The organism is Clostridium carnis, assembly GCF_054657435.1.
In genome coordinates, this window is the sequence record NZ_BAAHYS010000001.1 from 770,966 (window position 1) to 789,161 (window position 18,196).

Below are 18,196 nucleotides of genomic sequence, written 5' to 3' on the forward strand. Positions count from 1 at the left end.
CCTCTAATAAAGTAATTTTATCTCTTTTATTTTATATTGTTATAAATTATTTAAATACACCTCTAATAAATCCTATTCCAATGCTACAATGAATAGTTAGATATAACCATAAAAGCTTAAATGGATTTTTTCCAAAAGCATATTTAAAATAGAAAATTATAAATAATAGTAAGTATGGAACCATACTTAACATTATTGGTATTAATGTTTTAAATGATGCTAATAAAGCTATTATATTATATATTACAAATATTGATGGAACTAAAGTAAATATGCTAAATTGCTTTTTATCCTGTTTTATTACCTTGGCTTCCCAGAAACCATAATTATACATTTGAGTTCTTATACCTTTATAAGTATCTCTAGTAAAATAAGTAAATTTTATTACTGGATCAAAAAGAATTTTTCCCCCATTAGCTATAATTCTTTTATTTATATCATTATCTTGATTTTTTACAAGTTCTTCATTATACCCACCAACTTCTTTAAGGGAAGATGTTTTATAACATCCAAAGCTTGCAGTATCAACTAATTGCTTCTTATTTGAATATCTATATGAAGATACTCCTCCACCAAATAATGTACCTCTTGCTAATGCATAATATTGACCAATATCTGTTTTAGCATCAAACTTAATTTTTCCACCAACACATTCTACATCATTTTCCTTTATTGACTCTACACTACTTTTAATAAAGTCATAATCATATTTAGCGTGAGCACCTATTACAAAAGCATATTCTGTATTTGCATTTTCGATTCCTATATTAAAAGCTGCTGCTTGAATTCTTTTAGGATTATTAAATAATTTAACATTACTAAATTCTTTCATTAATTTCTTAACTACTTCTTTAGTTTTATCCTTTGATTCTCCATCAATTATAAATATTTGATATTTATCTTTTGGATATGATTGATTTTCAAGAGTTCTTATACATTCCTCTATATATTTTTCTTCATTGTATGTGGCTATTATTATAGTAGCTTCCATCGCTAAACTTCCTCACTTATAGTTTTAATTTTAGTCTTCGTTTTTACCTACTCCAGATAAAACTAAGCCCTTATTATGTTCTAAAGCCCAATTTATTCCCCAGTCATTTTGGAATATAATTATGTTTCTATCTTTAAAGTCTTTAACCTTCTTAGCATCTGATGTAAGATTTAATTTTTCCATATCTACATCTTTGTTTTCTACCCATCTTACATATCTAAACGGAAGTCTATCCATTTTTATATCTACGTTGTATTCATTCTTTAGTCTGTATTCTAATACTTCAAATTGTAGCACCCCTACAACTCCAACTATTATTTCTTCCATACCTATATAAAGTTCTCTAAATACTTGGATTGCTCCTTCTTGTGCTATTTGTGTAACACCTTTAACGAATTGTTTTCTTTTCATTGTATCTACAGGTCTTACTCTAGCAAAGTGTTCTGGTGCAAATGTAGGTATTCCTTCAAATTTGAATTTCTTTGATGGTGAACATAGTGTATCTCCAATTGAGAATATACCCGGATCAAATACCCCAATTATATCTCCTGCATATGCTTCTTCAACTATTTCCCTATCTTGAGCCATAAATTGTTGTGGTTGAGCTAGCTTTAGCTTCTTTCCACCTTGCATATGGAATACATCTGAACCTTTTTCGAATTTACCTGAACATATTCTCATAAATGCAATTCTGTCTCTATGAGCTTTATTCATATTTGCTTGTATTTTAAATACAAAAGCTGAGAATTTATCTTCAAATGGATCTATTTCTCCTGCTGTTGAATTTCTTGGAAGTGGTGCTGTAGTCATTTCTAAGAAATGTTCTAGGAATGGCTCAACTCCAAAGTTTGTTAATGCAGATCCAAAGAATACTGGTGTTAATTCTCCAAGTCTTACCTTTTCTAAATCTAGTTCATCTCCAGCTATATCTAAAAGTTCTATATCTTCCATTAGCTTTTCATGTAAAGCTTCTCCTAATATTTCTCTAAATTTAGGATCATCTGGTGAACCTTCTACGGCTTCTACTGCACTTTGACCATGATTTCCTGCTTTAAAGGCTATAATTCTATTATTATCTCTTTCATAAACACCTTTAAAGTCTTTACCTGATCCTATAGGCCAGTTCATTGGATATGTTTTAATTCCAAGTTCATTTTCTATATCTTCAAGTAAACCAAATGGATCTTTAGCTTCTCTATCCATCTTATTTACAAAAGTAAATATAGGCATTTCTCTAAGTGATGCAACGTGGAATAGCTTTCTTGTTTGATCTTCTATACCCTTAGCAGCATCTACAACCATAACTGCACTATCAGCAGCCATTAGTGTTCTATATGTATCTTCTGAGAAGTCTTGGTGACCTGGTGTATCTAATATATTTATACAGTGATCATTATAGTTAAATTGCATAACTGATGATGTAACTGAAATACCTCTTTGCTTTTCTATCTCCATCCAGTCTGATACTGCATGAGTTGAAGCCTTTCTAGCCTTAACTGACCCTGCAAGTCTTATAGCTCCTCCATATAATAGGAACTTTTCCGTTAATGTTGTCTTACCTGCATCTGGGTGAGAGATTATGGCGAAGGTTCTTCTTTTCTCTATTTCTTTTATAAAATCTGCCAAAACAGCTTCCTCCTCTATTAATTCATTTCCTAATTATTCATTATAACCTAATATGTTATAACTTAAAAGTGGAAGTTATTGATTTTTTCTTACTTATAAAGACTTCTATATTTTATCTTCTAAAGACTTCTATATTTTATCTTCCTAAATTAATAATAAAGTAGTTATCCATGTTAAAAACAAAAAATCAACTATATATTGCTACTTCAACTAATAGCAGAATGATAATATACTCTAAAACTAATAACAAAATAATAATATACTCTAAAATTAACTTATCCATATAATTTTCTTAGAAATAAATAAAAGCCATAAATTTAACTACTATACTTAAATTTATGACTTCTATACTATTTACTTCTTCATATACTATTTACTTATTCTATATTATTTACTTCTCTATACTATTTACTTCTTCTAATTTATTAATCCTTCTGCTTGTAAAAATTCAACTGCTACAGCCTTAGGATCTCTTTTATTTACATCTACTTCATAATTAAGTTTTCTCATTTTTTCATCTGTTATCTTTCCTGCAAGGCTATTTAAAACATCTTTAAGCTCTGGATATTTTTCTAATGTTTCTAGTCTTACAATTGGTGCTGCATAATATGGTGGAAAAAAGTTTTTATCATCTTTAAGTAATTTTAAATCAAATTGCTCTATTAACCCATCTGTTGTAAATGCATCTATTACATCTGTTTCATTATTTACAAGTGCAGTATATCTAAGACCTCCATCAATAGGCTTTACAGCTTTAAAATTCATATTATAAGCTTTATTTAAACCTAATAAACCATCTTCTCTATTAGCAAATTCTATAGTTGGTCCAGCTACTAACTCACTTGATACATTAGATAAATCTGATACTGTATTTAGATTATATTTTTCTGCTGTTTCTTTTTTTACAGCCATTGCATAAGTATTATTAAATCCTAATGGCTCTAAAAAGCTTACTTTATAATCACTTATAAATCTCTTGTTTACAATATTGTATATTTCATCTGCATTTGTATTTTTCTCTGTAATATTTAATATATTTACATATCCTGTTCCTGTATATTCTGGATATATATCTATGCTACCAGATTTTAAAGCAGAAAAGGCTATTTGGCTTCCACCTAAATTTAATTTTTTATCAACTTTAATATCTGTTTTATTTTCAATTAATTCTGCCATAACATTACCTAGAATAAGCTGCTCTGTAAAATTCTTTGAACCAATTACTATTTTTTTCTCAAACTTTGAAACTATTCCACTTATAGCTATAGCTGATGTTATTAATATTACTATAGTTAAAGCAGCATATTTTTTCTTTTTACTAAACTTACTTTCACCAGGTCTTTTAACTTTCATAGTTCCATCAGATTTTCTTATTCCATTTGGCATAACTGAATTTTCTATTTTTCCTGTTATATAGTCAATTATTAATGCTAATATAGCAGCTGGTATTGCACCAAATAATATTAGATTATTATCAACTGTTTGAATTCCTGAGAATACAAGATATCCAAGTCCACCAGCCCCTATAAAAGCTGCAATTGTCATAAGTCCAACAGCTGTTACTGAAGCTATTCTAACACCAGCCATTATTATCGGCATTGCTAAAGGTATCTTTACAAGCTTTAAAGTTTGTCCACTTGTCATTCCAAGACCCTTTGCAGCTTCTAATGTATCTGGATTTATATTACTTATACCAGTATAGGTATTTTTTATTATTGGTAACATTGAATATAAAACTACCATTGTAACTGCTGGAGCCGATCCAATTCCTATTACAGGTATTAAGAAACCTAAAATAGCTAAACTTGGAATAGCTTGAACTAAGTTAGCAAAGCCAATTACTCCCTTTGCTAATTTTTTATGGTTTGTTATAAATATCCCAAGTGGTACTCCTATTATAACAGCTATTAATACTGCCATTAATGTAAGTTGTAGATGTTCCATTAGAAGAGTAAATATTTCACCTTTTTTTATTGATAATTGCAATAAAAATTCATTCATTAAATATCCCCTCCTAGTTCTATATCTAGTTCTATATATTGACTGCTTAACACTGATATTAAACTACTTCTTGTTACTAAGCCCTTTAATATTCCATCAGCATCACAAACTGGTAAATATCCTCTTTTCATTCCATTAAACTTTTCAAGTAAATCAAGTAAATTAGTGTCAGTATTTACGTATTCTGGTTCACTATTCATTACTTCTTCAACAAGGGTAGTTTTATCTTCTACTCTTTGCATATTAGCTAAAGTTATATATCCTAAAAGCTTTCCTTCTTTATCTGTTACTAATAAACTATCAACTTTCTTATCTCTCATTCTTTCTCTTGAATGTAGTAGATTTCTGTTTTTACTTACTGTAACTGGATTATTAATCATTACATCTTCTGCTTTAATAAGTTCTGGCTTAGACCATATCTTATTTTTACCTACAAACTCCTCTACATACTCCCCTGCTGGATTTTTAAGAATGTTTTCTGGAGTATCATATTGTATAATTTCCCCACCTTTAAGAATACATATTTTATCAGCTAAGTTTATTGCCTCATCCATATCATGAGTAACAAATACTATTGTCTTTTTATATTCTTTTTGAATATTAAATAATTGTTCTTGAAGCTCTGCTCTTGTTATTGGGTCTAAGGCACTAAATGGCTCGTCCATTAATATTATTTCTGGATCTGTTGCAAAGGCTCTTGCTACACCAACTCTTTGTTGCTGTCCTCCACTTAGTTCTGCTGGATATCTATTAAGATACTCTTCTTTATCTAAACCAACCATTTTTAATAGTTCTTTAGTTTTCTTTTCTATTTCCTCTTCTGACTTTCCATTTAACCTTGGTATTATTTCTATATTTTCCTTTACAGTCATATGTGGAAATAAACCAGTTTGTTGTATTACATATCCTATACTTCTTCTTAGTTTTATAGGATCTAATTTATTAATATTTTTTCCATTTATTAATATTTCTCCTGAAGTAAAAGGTATTAATCTATTTATCATCTTTAATAACGTAGTTTTTCCACATCCACTGGAACCTATTAATACTACTAAATTACCTTCATCTATTTTAAGATTAAAGCCTTCTAGTATATTTTTGTTTTTATAACTCTTTTTTACATTTTTGAATTCTATCAAAATTTTCACTCCCTTTATACTGACAACTTTATACTAACACAAAGTTGTCAATTTAACAAGGATTTTCTGGAATTTTCCTAATATTTTCTATGTATATTTATGGAAATAGACTATATTTACTATAAATAACCTATAGTTTCTTAATCTTTTTATTTAAATTCATTATATTCTTTTCTTGAATATTTATGATGTTCCATACAAGCAATTAAAGGTATTTCATATTTATCTTCATTAAAATTAATTTCCGTAAGGCTTGTCTGTTTTATAAATGGAGGTTCCCATAAAGTATCTATATCTCTTTTTTCAAGAGCAGATAAATATGATTTTAATGTAATTGTATGAGTTACTATTAAAATAGTTTTTCCTTTTTCTTTTTCTAATATCTCATTTATTGCATTAAAAGCTCTTTCTCTTACTTCTAAAAAGTTTTCTCCATTTCCAGTTGGAATATATTTTGATGGCACATTCCAAAAATTATAATAATTTTCTTCTCCCATGGCCTTCATTTCTTCTTGATCTAAGCCTTCCCATCCACCAATTCTTATTTCTTTTAGTCCATCATGTGGTATTAATTCTATGTTTCTATCTCCATTTACAATCTTTGCAGTATTATAAGCTCTTCCTATAGGGCTTGTATATATAACATCTATATGTATATTCTTCATTCTATCTCTTAGCCACTCTGCTTGTTCTATACCTAAATCTGTTAATGGAGAATCTCCCCACCCTTGCATAATTCCTTTTCTATTCCACTCTGTTTCACCATGTCTAGTTAAGTATAATTTAGTCACATTCCCATCTCCCATATCTTTTTATTACAAAACTATATGAAGCATTAATAAAATACTTTAGTCCATTCTCATATATTGTTATTACACTAAATAAACTTCTATTTTATTTAAATTCTACATTATCCCTCTTATATTTAACTAACTTTTTATAAAGAGGTATTTTTATAAATTTAAATTCTACATTATTCCTCTATATTTGGCTTTATTTCCTGGGAAATCCCTACTATATCTAAAATTCTTTCTGCTCTTTCTTTAGTTGACCCTGTTATTACTGTATATTTTACATTTTCCGCATCTAAAAAGCTTAATATAGCCTTATCTACTGCTCTTGCAACTTCTTCATCTTGCCATCTTACTCCATCCTTAGAATAACCAAACTCTCTTGGAACAAAGAATATATGGTCATACTTTGGTAAATCTCTTAAAGCTAGTACATATAAATCCTTTAATATTTCTATTTCCTTAGATGTTCTTTTTTTATCTCCTAACATAAATCTTGCATATATGTATGGTACAAAGGTAGCATAATCTGTAAGTGCATAATCAAAAACATTTAAACTTTCTTCAATATGTAACTGACCTAGGTATATTCCATATTGCTCTGCAATATTTTCTATCATACCCTTATCTCTTAAATAATCTGTGCTATATTCAGTTGCAACTCCAACATTTAAATCTCTTATTTTCATATCAACATATAATTGTTGTATTAATGTAGTTTTTCCGCATCTTGGTCCACCTAAAATGGCTATTCTCTTTGGCATTGAAACTCCTCCAAAATCTATATAAATATTTATTTTTTTATTTTAAATAGAGATTATATTATATCAATATTAATATTTTATTTCAATGTATAATCTATGGAAGAAGGCTCTACAGCTCTTTTAAAGTGTCAAAAGCTCTCTCATTTATTTCTATGAAAGAGCTTTGAAAACTACCATTTTAGCATTTGCATACAGTAGTCAGATTTGTTTTAACACTTTTAACTGTAATTTTCTTTCCTCTATAAAGCCTATATGGAATATTTAGCATATATTCCCCTCTGCTACCTGTAAAGGAATGACATATTGCTTTTGATTCACCATCTACTTCATAGAAAGCTGTAACTATTGCACATTGTACTGGAGAACCATTACAATTTAAAACTCTTCCATAAATTATAATATCTTCAACATCTTTAATTTTAATATTACAATTAATTTTACTTACATTACAATCACAACGTCTTAATCTTTTATCTTTAAAGTGTAAAATTACAATATTTTTTTCTCTAAAAATCTTATAAGAAATATTTAATTTATATTTTCCACATCTATCAGTTGATGAACATGCTACTGGAACCATAGCGTTATCTTCTCTAACAAAGGCTATAACTACGCCTTCAGCAATAGGCCTATTATCTTCATCTAATAATATCCCTGTAACACATATCTTTTCAACAGCTCTAACTTCATATGGTTTTTTAACACACTTACCATTCAAAATATATGACATTTTAAAATCTCCTTTATAAAATCATTATATTTTAATACCATCCCAGCTTTTTTAATATATCTAATCCCGCCTTTAAAGTAAGCCTTGGATTTTCATCTAAAATAGATGATAATAAATATTTAATTTTAAAAATATCTGGTGGATAAACAATATCATAGTTTTTACTTTCTATATAAATATTGATATCTTCATTTTTACTTTCACTTAATAAATTAACCCACTTATTTTTATATGAAAATAAAAGAGAGTTGTACTGATTTTTAAACTCTAAATAATTCTTAGGATTACTTGGTAGATATAAGGAAGGCCCCTTATTTACTCCTTTAGGAATATTTAAAAAAGCAGGATATACAATTATTCCTTCAAGTAAATTTGCAATAGATTGGATATATTGATATGACTTTTTAGACTTAATATTAAATATAGAATATAAATCTATAAAGCTTATAAAAGAATTTTGATATTTACTATTATAAAAAACTTCTATTTCATTTATAACATTAATATTATTTTCTATAATAAATTCTGCTAATTTACTTACTTCACTTTTTAATTTAATAAAGTAATCTTTATTTAACTCAATTAGAAGAAGTTTATTTTTAGTTTCACTTTTATTATTAAAATCCTTAGTAATATTTTTAAGATTATCTCTTAAATTCTTACTATCCTTTATCTTATCCTCTAAAAAGCCTATCAACAAATTATATGGAATTCCCTCTAAAAGAACATCATCTTGAGGTACCATAATATATTTTAAAGGCTTATATGGTATTAATGAGAATTCATACCATAATTCCATTGTATACATATAGCAACTATCTAATACTAAACAATCTATACTTTTTCTTGTTATTTGATAACTTTGATAGATAGAATTTACTATTCCATCAAAGCTCATCATATATGGAGTTTTATAGCTTAAATCTGTCATTGCCCCAATGAATCCCGCTCCATGACCTGATAAAATAACCATTATATTATCTGAATTATAATTAGTAATCCCCCAAGTTAAAAAATCAACTAAGGTTTTGGGGTCTGCCATATTAACATTTCCCATATTACTAATAAGCTTAGCTCCATTACTATTTATAATGTATCTTCTAGCTCCTGACCAATTATCATATGAAACTATATTTTCTGATGGTCTTAAGACTTCAACTATATTTTTAGATACTCTTGCTAACTGAACTACTATCTTAATATTCTCTCCAAGGTTTAATAATTTTACCTTTTTAAATACACTATATATCTCTGGTTCTAATTCATTATTTCCATTTGCATAAACTAATACAGTCCAGCTATTTTTTAAAGTTTCCCCACCAGTATCCTTCATCTTAATCCAACTTTCTTTTTCAGTATATTTTTAATAAAGAAAGGGAAAGTTTAAAATTAACTTTCCCCATATTTCTTACCTACTTTAAACTATTGTGCTGTAGGGAATTTAAACTACTCTGCAGTTGTTGCACAAATACAATTTGCTGGTTTATTTGTTTTTACTGCTTTAATTACAATTGTTTTTCCTGCAACTGAAATTGGTAAATTAAATAAATATTGTCCTCTAGTATCTGTATAAGTGTGAGCATATCCTTTTCCATCTACAAATACCTTTACTAATGCACAAGCTACTGCATTTCCTGAACAGTCTTTTATTACTCCGTGTATAATTATATCTGAAATTTCTCTTATTCTAATATCTGGAACATCAAGTTGACCTTCTGCAGGTGTATTTGCAGGTATTGGAAAATCTCTAAAGTTTACAGCATATGACATTTCTTAAAAACCTCCTAAATAATATAAAGTTTCTTATCCATGCTATATACTATTTTTATTAGTCTAAAATTGTTACAATTTGTCATATTATAAATTATAATTTTATTTTTCCATATCTACTTCCATATTAACTTCTATATTATTACCACTACTTAAATCTATCTGCTCCTCAAATAATACTTCTTCATAATTATTAGAGCTAATAGTATTACCTTTACTACTATCTACTTTTTTATTAACTTTTACATAACTAACATCTTTATTAGCACTTTCATTAGTACCCTTTAAACTTTCATCAATATTCTCTTTATTTTTTATTTCATTTAACAAAATTGTTATATTGTCTATTTTTTTATTTATCTCTAAAATTTCCTTTGTTGTCTTTGCAAATATTTCATTTGCTTGGTTTAAATATGAATTCAATATTAATATTAGTTTATCTTCAATCATAATTTTCTCCTCTTATTAAATATTTACTAATATTATATTTATTAAGCTTAAAAATGTACTCTATTCATTAGAATTTCCTTTTGCTATTGTAACCTCAACATAATTTCCATCATATATTATATAAAAACAAATGAAAAATCATGGAGGATATATATATGCCAAACGAAAAATTATACACGTTAAATTCTGATTTTGATGAAGGTATTTTAAATGGTGTTGAACACGATACAGTGCCAAATCAACTTCAGCTTTCTAAAATAAATACGTCATTACCTTTTATCTGGGTTCCTAATAATAATGGTACTATTTCAAAGGTTGATACTAATACAGGTAATGAGTTAGGCCGTTATATTGTATGGCCTAGCGGAAGTCCAAACCCAAGTAATAGTCCATCAAGAACAACAGTTGATCTTAAAGGAAATTGCTGGGTTGCTAATAGAGGTTTAGGAACAGTAGTTAAAACTGGTCAGTTTGAAACTGGTGAATGGGAAGATAGAAATGGTAATGGAATTTGCGATACTTCAAATGATGCAAATGCAGATGGTAATATTAGCACTAGTGAAATGCTTCCTTGGCCTGATGATGAATGTGTTTTAAAAGAAATTATTTTATTTGGAGCAAGTCCTGCTGCTTATACTCCTGGGCTTTATACTGGAGGATATGATGGTGGAATATTTCCAAGAGCATTGGCTGTTGATAAAGATAATAATATTTGGGCTGGAACCTACTACACTAAAAAATATTATAAACTAAATGGTGATACTGGTAATATTATTGCAACAATTGATTTAAGCACCTATAATCATCATCCTTATGGTGCTGTTGTAGATAAGTATGGATATTTATGGTCTGTAAGTGGTCCTGAGGCTCCTAATCATCTTTTAAAAATAGATACTACTACAAATAATGTAGTTGCAATTATAAGCTTGAATTTTTCCTGTTATGGTATAGCCTTAGATTATAATGATCATATTTTTGTTTCAGGATGGACATCTCAAGCCCTTGCTAGAATTAATATTATTACAGATACCTTAGACTGGGTTAAATTTGATCCTAATCATTTATCCTCTAGTAGAGGTGTTGCATGTACAAGTGATAATAATATCTGGGTTGCTAATAGTGGTAATAATTCAGTTACTAGATATGATAATAATGGTAATTTTATAGCACAAATTGATGGTGGTAATGTTCCTACTGGCTTATCTGTTGATAGTAATGGAAAGGTCTGGGCTTGTAATTTAAATGATGATTATATTTATAGAATCAATCCTGCTACTAATGCCATTGATTTAAGTAAAGCAATTTTAGGAAGTGGTGGACATTATTCCTATAGTGACATGACAGGTATTGTTGCAAGAACAATAACTACTAGACTTGGAACTTGGACTGCTATATTTGATAGTGAAGCTTTAGATACTCCATGGGGAAACGTATCTTGGAATAGCTTAGAACCTACTGGAACCTCTATTACCACAAAGGTTAGAAGCTCAAATGATAAAACTACCTGGTCACCATGGGAAAGTGTAGTAAATGGAGTAAACTTATCTACTACTCCAAATGGACGGTTCCTAGAAATAGAAACAACTCTTAAAATGGACTCCGGTGAAACTTCTCCTATTTTATATGACTTACTTGTAAAAGCACAAATTCAAATTACTAGAGGTATAATTTTTTAATCTCTAATACTATTAAAATAAAAACAGTAGATACATTTGATTTTATATAAAAGTAATCATAGATGTCTATAACAAAAGCTATTTTTATCCATGCTTATATTTTACAAATCTATCTACTGTCCTTACTTATAAAAAATATTTATCCCAAAATTATTTAATTTTTATATTTCTTAATCTCATTAATTTTTTCTATAGCTAAATTAGTTATATTTGAAATAAATTCTACATCCATTCCTTGGTCTAGCATATTTTTAGCTATTTCTATTCTTTCTTCCTCTTTTCCTATTTCTTTTCCTATTTCTTTCCCTATTTCTTTTCCTTTTTCTTTACCTTTTTCGTAGCCCTCTTCCATAGCCTCTTCTATTCTAGTAGCTTCATCATGAAGTGCCATTTCACGTGAAAGGTATTCTGCTCTTGATTTTTTATCTTGACTCATAGTTGTTAAAACATGCACAGCTTTATCAATGTTAGGATTTACTTTTGCCATACTTTCTAAAACCTCCTTTGAATCTGCTTTTATAAAGTTTATCCATTGGGATAAATCATCATTTTCATTATAGCCTTTTAATTTTTTCATTTCTAGAAAATGTATTTCTAACAAATCAGTTAATATGTAATTTTCTTCATCTTCTTTTATTTTAAATATACTATGATATTTTTTTGTATTTAGTGTATCAAAGTCTAATATATTTATACATACTGTCTTTTTTAGTTTACTATATTTTGCTCCAGCTTCTAATTGCTCTGCATATATTTTTGACCAGTAGTAAAGGCTTCTTTGAGGCATATAAATTGTTCTTGCAACCTGTATTTCTATATCAATTTCAATATTATTATCAATAGTTGCCCTAATATCTAATATACTCTTTTTATCTTGTATATTTTCTTTTGGAAGTTCACTATTAAGAATTTTTATATCCTTAATATCTATTTTTAAAACTGATTGTAGAAATGATATTAATATATCTTTGTTTTTTTCATCTCCGAAAATTCTTTTAAAAACATAGTCGTTTTTGGGCTTCATTAAAAAGCTATTATCATTTATATCTATTTTCATAAGTCCTCCGAAAATTTTATCTTTAGTTTAATTATTTACATTGTTTATTGTAATTATATCATTAATTTTAATTATCCATATATAAATCTTTTAATTTTTTACTTGCTTAGATAATTATAATAAACTCACCCTCTAATTTAACTATATATGGTAAATTGTAAACTTTATAGTAATATTTATCAATAAATTTATGCAAAAAGGCAGTAGATAATTTACATCACCTACTGCCTTTTATATATAGTTTTTTATTGCTTACATATTGATTTTTAGTGTTTTATATTTTATCTATACTAATTTTTTTGCCTTTATTTTATCTATATTAATTTTTTTGTTGTGTTTATATTTATTTTATTAAGTAATAACTATTTATTTTTATTTGCTTTGTAATAAAGCTAGAGCTACTGCCCCTACAACGCCTGCATCTGTTCCTAATTTAGCTTGTGCTATTTCACATCCATTATATATAGCTGAAAGGGCTCTTTCGCTAGCAACTTCCTTTACTTTATCAAATAGAATTGCTCCTACTTTAGTTACTCCTCCACCGATTACTACAATATCTGGATCGAAGGTATTTATTGCATTAGCAACTCCAACTCCTAAATATGTTAATGCTTTATCTCTAATTGAAATAGCAACTCTATCTCCATTTGCTGCTTCTTTAAAAACTTCAGCAGCTGTTAAAATGTCATAATTCTTTAAGCTTGTTTCTACATTTGTAGCAACTGCTTCTTTTGCTCTTTTTGCTATTGCAGTACCAGATGAAAATGCTTCTAAGCATCCTAGATTTCCACAATTACATCTTACTGTGCTTATTGGATCTACTGTTGTATGTCCAAGTTCTAAGGCATTGCATGTTCTTCCTCTATAGATTTCACCATTTAAAATGGCTCCTCCACCAACACCTGTACTAACTGTAAAGTAAACTAAATTTTCTTTTCCTTTTCCAGCTCCAAAAAGAAACTCTCCTATTGCAGCTACATTAGCATCATTATCTAAATATACAGGAACCTCAAATTTGTCCTTTAAAGGTGTTACTATATCAAAGTTTCTAAATGGAAGATTTGCAGGATCTATTATAACTCCTGTTTTTGCATTTAAAGGACCTGGAGCCCCTATTCCTATAGCTCTTACATCTTTTATAGTTTTATTTCCTTTTTCTATTACAGCTTCTATAGCATTTATTATTCTATCTAAAACTGCATTTTCTCCATCTTGTGCATTAGTAGGTATTTCATGCTTTTCTATAACATTTCCTTCTAAATCTGCTAAAGCACAATTTATTTTTGTTCCACCTAAATCTACTCCAACTAAAAATTTCATTTTACCTTCTCCTTTCAACTCTTATAATATATATTTAAAATTACTTTCTTCTTCCTTAACGCCCTTATTAATATATTCAATATATGCTTCACCATTAATAGCTTCAATTACTGATAAATTATATTTTCCATTTAAATATTCTAAGGTTTCTCCATCATCATAGTAATGGAAGCCTTGAGCTTCTTTTCCATAAACCTTATAAGTAACTGTATCTGGTCTACTTTTAACATTCATAAAACTTTCTTCATAAGTAGGTAATATACTTCCTTCTTTAACAAATATAAGTATTTCATCTAACTCACATTGTATTTTATAAGTCTTTTTACCTTCTAGCTTTTCATTACTAAAATAATTATACCAATTTCCTTCTGGTAAATATACTATTTTACTTCTTTCATCCTTATATAAAACTGGAGCTATTAATAAGTTTTCTCCTAACATAAATTGACTTTTATTATTTAAAAGATTTTTATCCTTTGGATATTCCATTATCATAGGTCTAAAGATTGGTAGTCCTTCTTTATAAGATATATAAAATAAATCATATATATATGGAAGTAATTCATATCTTAATTTTATAGCTTTTTTAGCTATAGATTCTGCTCTACTTCCAAAGGCCCAAGGTTCTTGTCTTCTTGTATACATATTAGAATGATTTCTAAATATAGGTAAGAAGGTTCCATTTTGCATCCATCTTATAAATAACTCTTCTGTTGAATCTAATCCAAAGCCTGAAACATCATTTCCTACATATGAAAAACCACTTATACCTAAGTTAGCATTCATTGATATAGACATTCTCATTTGACTCCAAAGACTCATATTATCGCCTGTCCATACTGATGAATATCTTTGCCCTCCAGCGTAAGTTGCTCTAGTCATTGAAAATTCTCTTTTATTATTATTTAGCTCCTTTTGAGCTTCGTTTGAACATCTACTCATTTCAAAACCATATCTATTATGGAATTCTTTATGAGTTATAACTCCATAATCACTATTATGAATACAACTATCTAAAAGAGTTTTATGATCATTGTTAAATACGCATGGCTCATTCATATCATTCCATATTCCATCCATTTTGTATTCACCTATAAACTTCTTTAGTTCACTTTTCCACCATTCTCTACAATCTTTATTTGAGAAATCAGGAAAAGCACTATCCCCTGGCCAAACTGCTCCAATAAATATTTCTCCATCTAATTTTTTAGTAAAGTGGTTTCCTTCTTTACCTCTTTTATAGACTCCATAATTTTCATCAACCTTAACACCTGGATCTAATATTGTTATTGTTCTTATTCCCTTATCTTTTAAATCCTTTATAAGACCTTTTGCATTATCAAAGTGAGGTGTTTTAAAAGTCATTACTCTAAAGCCATCCATGTAATCTATATCTAAATAAACTACATCTAATGGTATTTGTTTTTCTTCAAATGTATTAACTAATTCTCTTACCTCTTCTTGAGTAAAGTAACTAAATCTACATTGTTGATATCCAAGGCTCCATAGTGGTGGCATTTCCATTTTACCAGTTAAATTTGTATATTCCTTTACCACACTTTTTATATCATTTCCATTAATAAAGTAATATTCTATTTGCCCACCAATTGCACCAAAGAAAATTCTATCATCATAGCTTTTTCCCATATCAAAATAGCTTCTAAAGCTATTATCAAAGAATATTCCATAAGCTGAATCTTCTTTTAATCCAACATAGAAAGGTATAGTTTTATAATAAACTGTTGAGTTATCATCTGTTTCTGGGTCATCTGTATTATAATTTTCTGTATAACAGCCTTTTTTATTAAGTTCTCCACCTTTTTCTCCTAAGCCATAATATCCTAAAGCATCATTAACTTTACTAATAAATATTTCTCCATTTTCACTTTTAAAGCTTGGCTGAAAATCTTCACAAATTATATTTCCATTTAAATCTTTAAATATAATTTCACTAGTTTCTTTACTTACTAATGTTACTACTTTCTCTCCTATAATTTCTATATAACTTGTATTTTCTATTACTTCAAAGCTTCCTGAGTTTACTTTTTCTAAAACGGCTCCTGTCTTTATAGGTTCTTCATATTTATCTCCTATAAATATCTTTACAATATCTTTTTCTAAGTAAGTTACTTTAACCTTTACTGATGAAAAGTATATTATTATATTATTTCCTTCAACTTCAAACCCTTTATAACTTCTTGTATTATCTTTAAAGCTTTTAAACTTTATATTTAGGTTTTCTCTATAATTTAATTGCTTCATTCTACACCTCTCTATAAAATAGACTCTATGCCCGAAACATAGAGTCTATTTTCTAAAACTAAATCTTATTTATTTGCTTTCCAAGCATCGATTTGACTTTGCATTTCTGCTATAACCTTATCTATACCTTGTTCTTTTAACTTGTTATTTAATTTTGTTAAATATTCATTTACGTCAACTGAACCACTGTATATTGTTGATTTAAATTCTTCTAAAACATTATTCATAGCTGCAATTTCATTACTTACTTTAGCTGGATCAAATTTAAATCCTAAAGCTGGTGATTCTTTAGCTGCATTATTAAACTTTTCAAACTCATCCCATTTGTTAGCTGGTTCTTGAATTAATGGATAAGTAATAAATAAGTTTCCTAATGTGTAGTATCCAACGCTATAATCTTTAGCTCTATCAGTTGTTTCTATTTGATTGTCTCCTGCTTTATTGTAGTGAGTTCCTTCAATACCATAGTTTAATAAGTTTCTTATATATTCATCAGTATTTAAAAGGTTTAAGAATTCTACTGCTTTTTCTGGGTTTTTAGAATTCTTTGAAATACCTATCATTGATCCTGTTGTAGAACCATTAGTAATATAAGTATCCATTATTGGTGTAGCAACTACATCATACTTTAAGTCTTTTGACCAAAGAACTTCTGCATAAGGTTGACCATCACCCTTAGTAACAAATCTCTTAACAGCTTTATCATCTTGAGCTGTAGCTGAATCTGCATTTATATAACCTGCTTGATAGTATTTTCTTAAAGTTTCTAATTGGCTCTTCATTTTATCTGTTTCAAACATATTCTTAATCTTTAAGCTATCATCACCAAATTCAACACCAATTGGATCAACTAATTGATCAAAGTATGCTGGAGCTGAGAAACCTTTTGTAATATAAAGAGGTACTACATCTGGTTCATTTTCCTTTATAACTTTAAGCCATGGTTCTAAATCTTCTAAAGTGTGAAGATCTTGGTATGGTATGTTGTATTTATCAACATATTCTTTAGTAAATGCCCACATAGGTGCTGTTGATATTTCTTTTTGGTTTGGAACAGCATATATCTTTCCATCTATAGTAGCACCATCCCAGAATCTTTGGTCTATTATAGCTTTCATATCTTTTCCTGTAGTATCTAAATAATCATTTAATTCTAAGAATGCACCTTTTCTAGCATTTCCTAGATAATCTCCTGCCCATGAACAAGTAAATGCTAAATCAAAAGCTTCCCCTGAGTTTATAATTACTGATAGCTTTTGAGTATAATCACCATAGTCAATAAATTTCATATCTATAGTAGTATTTATTTTTTCTGTTAAATATTTATTAGCTTCATCAACTACTAATTGTAAATCCTTAGGTTCTTGTCCTATTGTGTACCAAGTTAATTTTACTGGCTCACCATCTTTTTTGCCTGTTCCTGAACTTGAACTTCCACATCCAGTTAATAAAGCACCTGTAGTTAATATTGCACAAGTTGCTAATGCAATTAGTTTTTTAACCTTTTTCATCTTAAATCCTTCCTCTCTTAGTAAATAAATCATCTTGCAAACATTTAATAACGTTTACAAGATGATTATAAGCTATATAGATTTGTATTTATAGTGAATTTATTTCAT

At 28.2% G+C, this 18,196-nt stretch carries 15 protein-coding genes; 1 reads left to right on the top strand and 14 read right to left on the bottom strand.

What is annotated here, in order from left to right; translation table 11 throughout:
- Positions 1 to 46: 46 nt before the first annotated feature.
- The 10 genes from ACYQ1T_RS03710 to ACYQ1T_RS03755 form a co-directional block, all read right to left on the bottom strand.
- Positions 47 to 991, bottom strand: coding sequence for a glycosyltransferase family 2 protein (locus ACYQ1T_RS03710; RefSeq protein ID WP_459831939.1), 945 nt, complete (start codon positions 989 to 991; stop codon positions 47 to 49).
- A gap of 30 nt (positions 992 to 1,021) precedes the next feature.
- Positions 1,022 to 2,617, bottom strand: a complete 1,596-nt coding sequence (locus tag ACYQ1T_RS03715) for a peptide chain release factor 3 (RefSeq protein WP_459831941.1) — start codon at positions 2,615 to 2,617, stop codon at positions 1,022 to 1,024.
- Between the two features lie 417 nt (positions 2,618 to 3,034).
- On the bottom strand, positions 3,035 to 4,618 hold the full coding sequence (locus tag ACYQ1T_RS03720; RefSeq protein ID WP_459831943.1) for an ABC transporter permease/substrate-binding protein: 1,584 nt from the start codon (positions 4,616 to 4,618) through the stop codon (positions 3,035 to 3,037).
- Positions 4,618 to 5,757 (bottom strand): ABC transporter ATP-binding protein, encoded by a 1,140-nt coding sequence (locus ACYQ1T_RS03725; RefSeq protein WP_459831945.1) that lies wholly within the window; start codon positions 5,755 to 5,757, stop codon positions 4,618 to 4,620. Before ACYQ1T_RS03725 ends, ACYQ1T_RS03720 begins: the two co-directional genes overlap by 1 nt.
- Positions 5,758 to 5,906: 149 nt before the next feature.
- Positions 5,907 to 6,548 (bottom strand): histidine phosphatase family protein, encoded by a 642-nt coding sequence (locus ACYQ1T_RS03730; protein WP_459831948.1) that lies wholly within the window; start codon positions 6,546 to 6,548, stop codon positions 5,907 to 5,909.
- Between the two features lie 182 nt (positions 6,549 to 6,730).
- Positions 6,731 to 7,312 (bottom strand): AAA family ATPase, encoded by a 582-nt coding sequence (locus tag ACYQ1T_RS03735; protein ID WP_459831950.1) that lies wholly within the window; start codon positions 7,310 to 7,312, stop codon positions 6,731 to 6,733.
- A gap of 178 nt (positions 7,313 to 7,490) precedes the next feature.
- Positions 7,491 to 8,042 (bottom strand): hypothetical protein, encoded by a 552-nt coding sequence (locus ACYQ1T_RS03740; protein WP_459831953.1) that lies wholly within the window; start codon positions 8,040 to 8,042, stop codon positions 7,491 to 7,493.
- Positions 8,043 to 8,073: 31 nt separating this feature from the next.
- Positions 8,074 to 9,375 carry a clostripain-related cysteine peptidase gene (locus tag ACYQ1T_RS03745; protein ID WP_459831956.1) on the bottom strand — a complete coding sequence of 434 codons (1,302 nt, stop codon included), beginning with the start codon at positions 9,373 to 9,375 and terminating at the stop codon, positions 8,074 to 8,076.
- Positions 9,376 to 9,488: 113 nt separating this feature from the next.
- Positions 9,489 to 9,812, bottom strand: a complete 324-nt coding sequence (locus ACYQ1T_RS03750; RefSeq protein ID WP_459831959.1) for a hypothetical protein — start codon at positions 9,810 to 9,812, stop codon at positions 9,489 to 9,491.
- Between the two features lie 102 nt (positions 9,813 to 9,914).
- Positions 9,915 to 10,262, bottom strand: a complete 348-nt coding sequence (locus ACYQ1T_RS03755; protein WP_459831961.1) for a hypothetical protein — start codon at positions 10,260 to 10,262, stop codon at positions 9,915 to 9,917.
- 155 nt (positions 10,263 to 10,417) lie between these two features.
- On the opposite strand from ACYQ1T_RS03755, the gene ACYQ1T_RS03760 reads away from it, so the two are divergent.
- Positions 10,418 to 11,938, top strand: coding sequence for an NHL repeat-containing protein (locus tag ACYQ1T_RS03760; protein ID WP_459831963.1), 1,521 nt, complete (start codon positions 10,418 to 10,420; stop codon positions 11,936 to 11,938).
- A gap of 154 nt (positions 11,939 to 12,092) precedes the next feature.
- On the opposite strand, the gene ACYQ1T_RS03765 is transcribed toward ACYQ1T_RS03760, so the two are convergent.
- The 4 genes from ACYQ1T_RS03765 to ACYQ1T_RS03780 form a co-directional block, all read right to left on the bottom strand.
- Positions 12,093 to 12,995, bottom strand: coding sequence for an Rpn family recombination-promoting nuclease/putative transposase (locus ACYQ1T_RS03765; RefSeq protein ID WP_459831966.1), 903 nt, complete (start codon positions 12,993 to 12,995; stop codon positions 12,093 to 12,095).
- Positions 12,996 to 13,367: 372 nt separating this feature from the next.
- Positions 13,368 to 14,315 (bottom strand): ROK family protein, encoded by a 948-nt coding sequence (locus ACYQ1T_RS03770; RefSeq protein WP_459831969.1) that lies wholly within the window; start codon positions 14,313 to 14,315, stop codon positions 13,368 to 13,370.
- Positions 14,316 to 14,336: 21 nt separating this feature from the next.
- Positions 14,337 to 16,577 carry a glycoside hydrolase family 31 protein gene (locus ACYQ1T_RS03775; RefSeq protein WP_459831971.1) on the bottom strand — a complete coding sequence of 747 codons (2,241 nt, stop codon included), beginning with the start codon at positions 16,575 to 16,577 and terminating at the stop codon, positions 14,337 to 14,339.
- A 65-nt stretch (positions 16,578 to 16,642) separates the two neighbouring features.
- Positions 16,643 to 18,088, bottom strand: a complete 1,446-nt coding sequence (locus ACYQ1T_RS03780) for an ABC transporter substrate-binding protein (RefSeq protein WP_459831974.1) — start codon at positions 18,086 to 18,088, stop codon at positions 16,643 to 16,645.
- Positions 18,089 to 18,196 lie beyond the last annotated feature (108 nt).

Coding starts and splice junctions, on each gene's coding strand:
- ACYQ1T_RS03775 (WP_459831971.1), bottom strand. CDS start 16,577: ATGAAGCAATTAAATTATAGAGAAAACCTAAATATAAAGTTTAAAAGC.
- ACYQ1T_RS03710 (WP_459831939.1), bottom strand. CDS start 991: ATGGAAGCTACTATAATAATAGCCACATACAATGAAGAAAAATATATA.
- ACYQ1T_RS03765 (WP_459831966.1), bottom strand. CDS start 12,995: ATGAAAATAGATATAAATGATAATAGCTTTTTAATGAAGCCCAAAAAC.
- ACYQ1T_RS03755 (WP_459831961.1), bottom strand. CDS start 10,262: ATGATTGAAGATAAACTAATATTAATATTGAATTCATATTTAAACCAA.
- ACYQ1T_RS03735 (WP_459831950.1), bottom strand. CDS start 7,312: ATGCCAAAGAGAATAGCCATTTTAGGTGGACCAAGATGCGGAAAAACT.
- ACYQ1T_RS03770 (WP_459831969.1), bottom strand. CDS start 14,315: ATGAAATTTTTAGTTGGAGTAGATTTAGGTGGAACAAAAATAAATTGT.
- ACYQ1T_RS03750 (WP_459831959.1), bottom strand. CDS start 9,812: ATGTCATATGCTGTAAACTTTAGAGATTTTCCAATACCTGCAAATACA.
- ACYQ1T_RS03720 (WP_459831943.1), bottom strand. CDS start 4,618: ATGAATGAATTTTTATTGCAATTATCAATAAAAAAAGGTGAAATATTT.
- ACYQ1T_RS03780 (WP_459831974.1), bottom strand. CDS start 18,088: ATGAAAAAGGTTAAAAAACTAATTGCATTAGCAACTTGTGCAATATTA.
- ACYQ1T_RS03740 (WP_459831953.1), bottom strand. CDS start 8,042: ATGTCATATATTTTGAATGGTAAGTGTGTTAAAAAACCATATGAAGTT.
- ACYQ1T_RS03745 (WP_459831956.1), bottom strand. CDS start 9,375: ATGAAGGATACTGGTGGGGAAACTTTAAAAAATAGCTGGACTGTATTA.
- ACYQ1T_RS03760 (WP_459831963.1), top strand. CDS start 10,418: ATGCCAAACGAAAAATTATACACGTTAAATTCTGATTTTGATGAAGGT.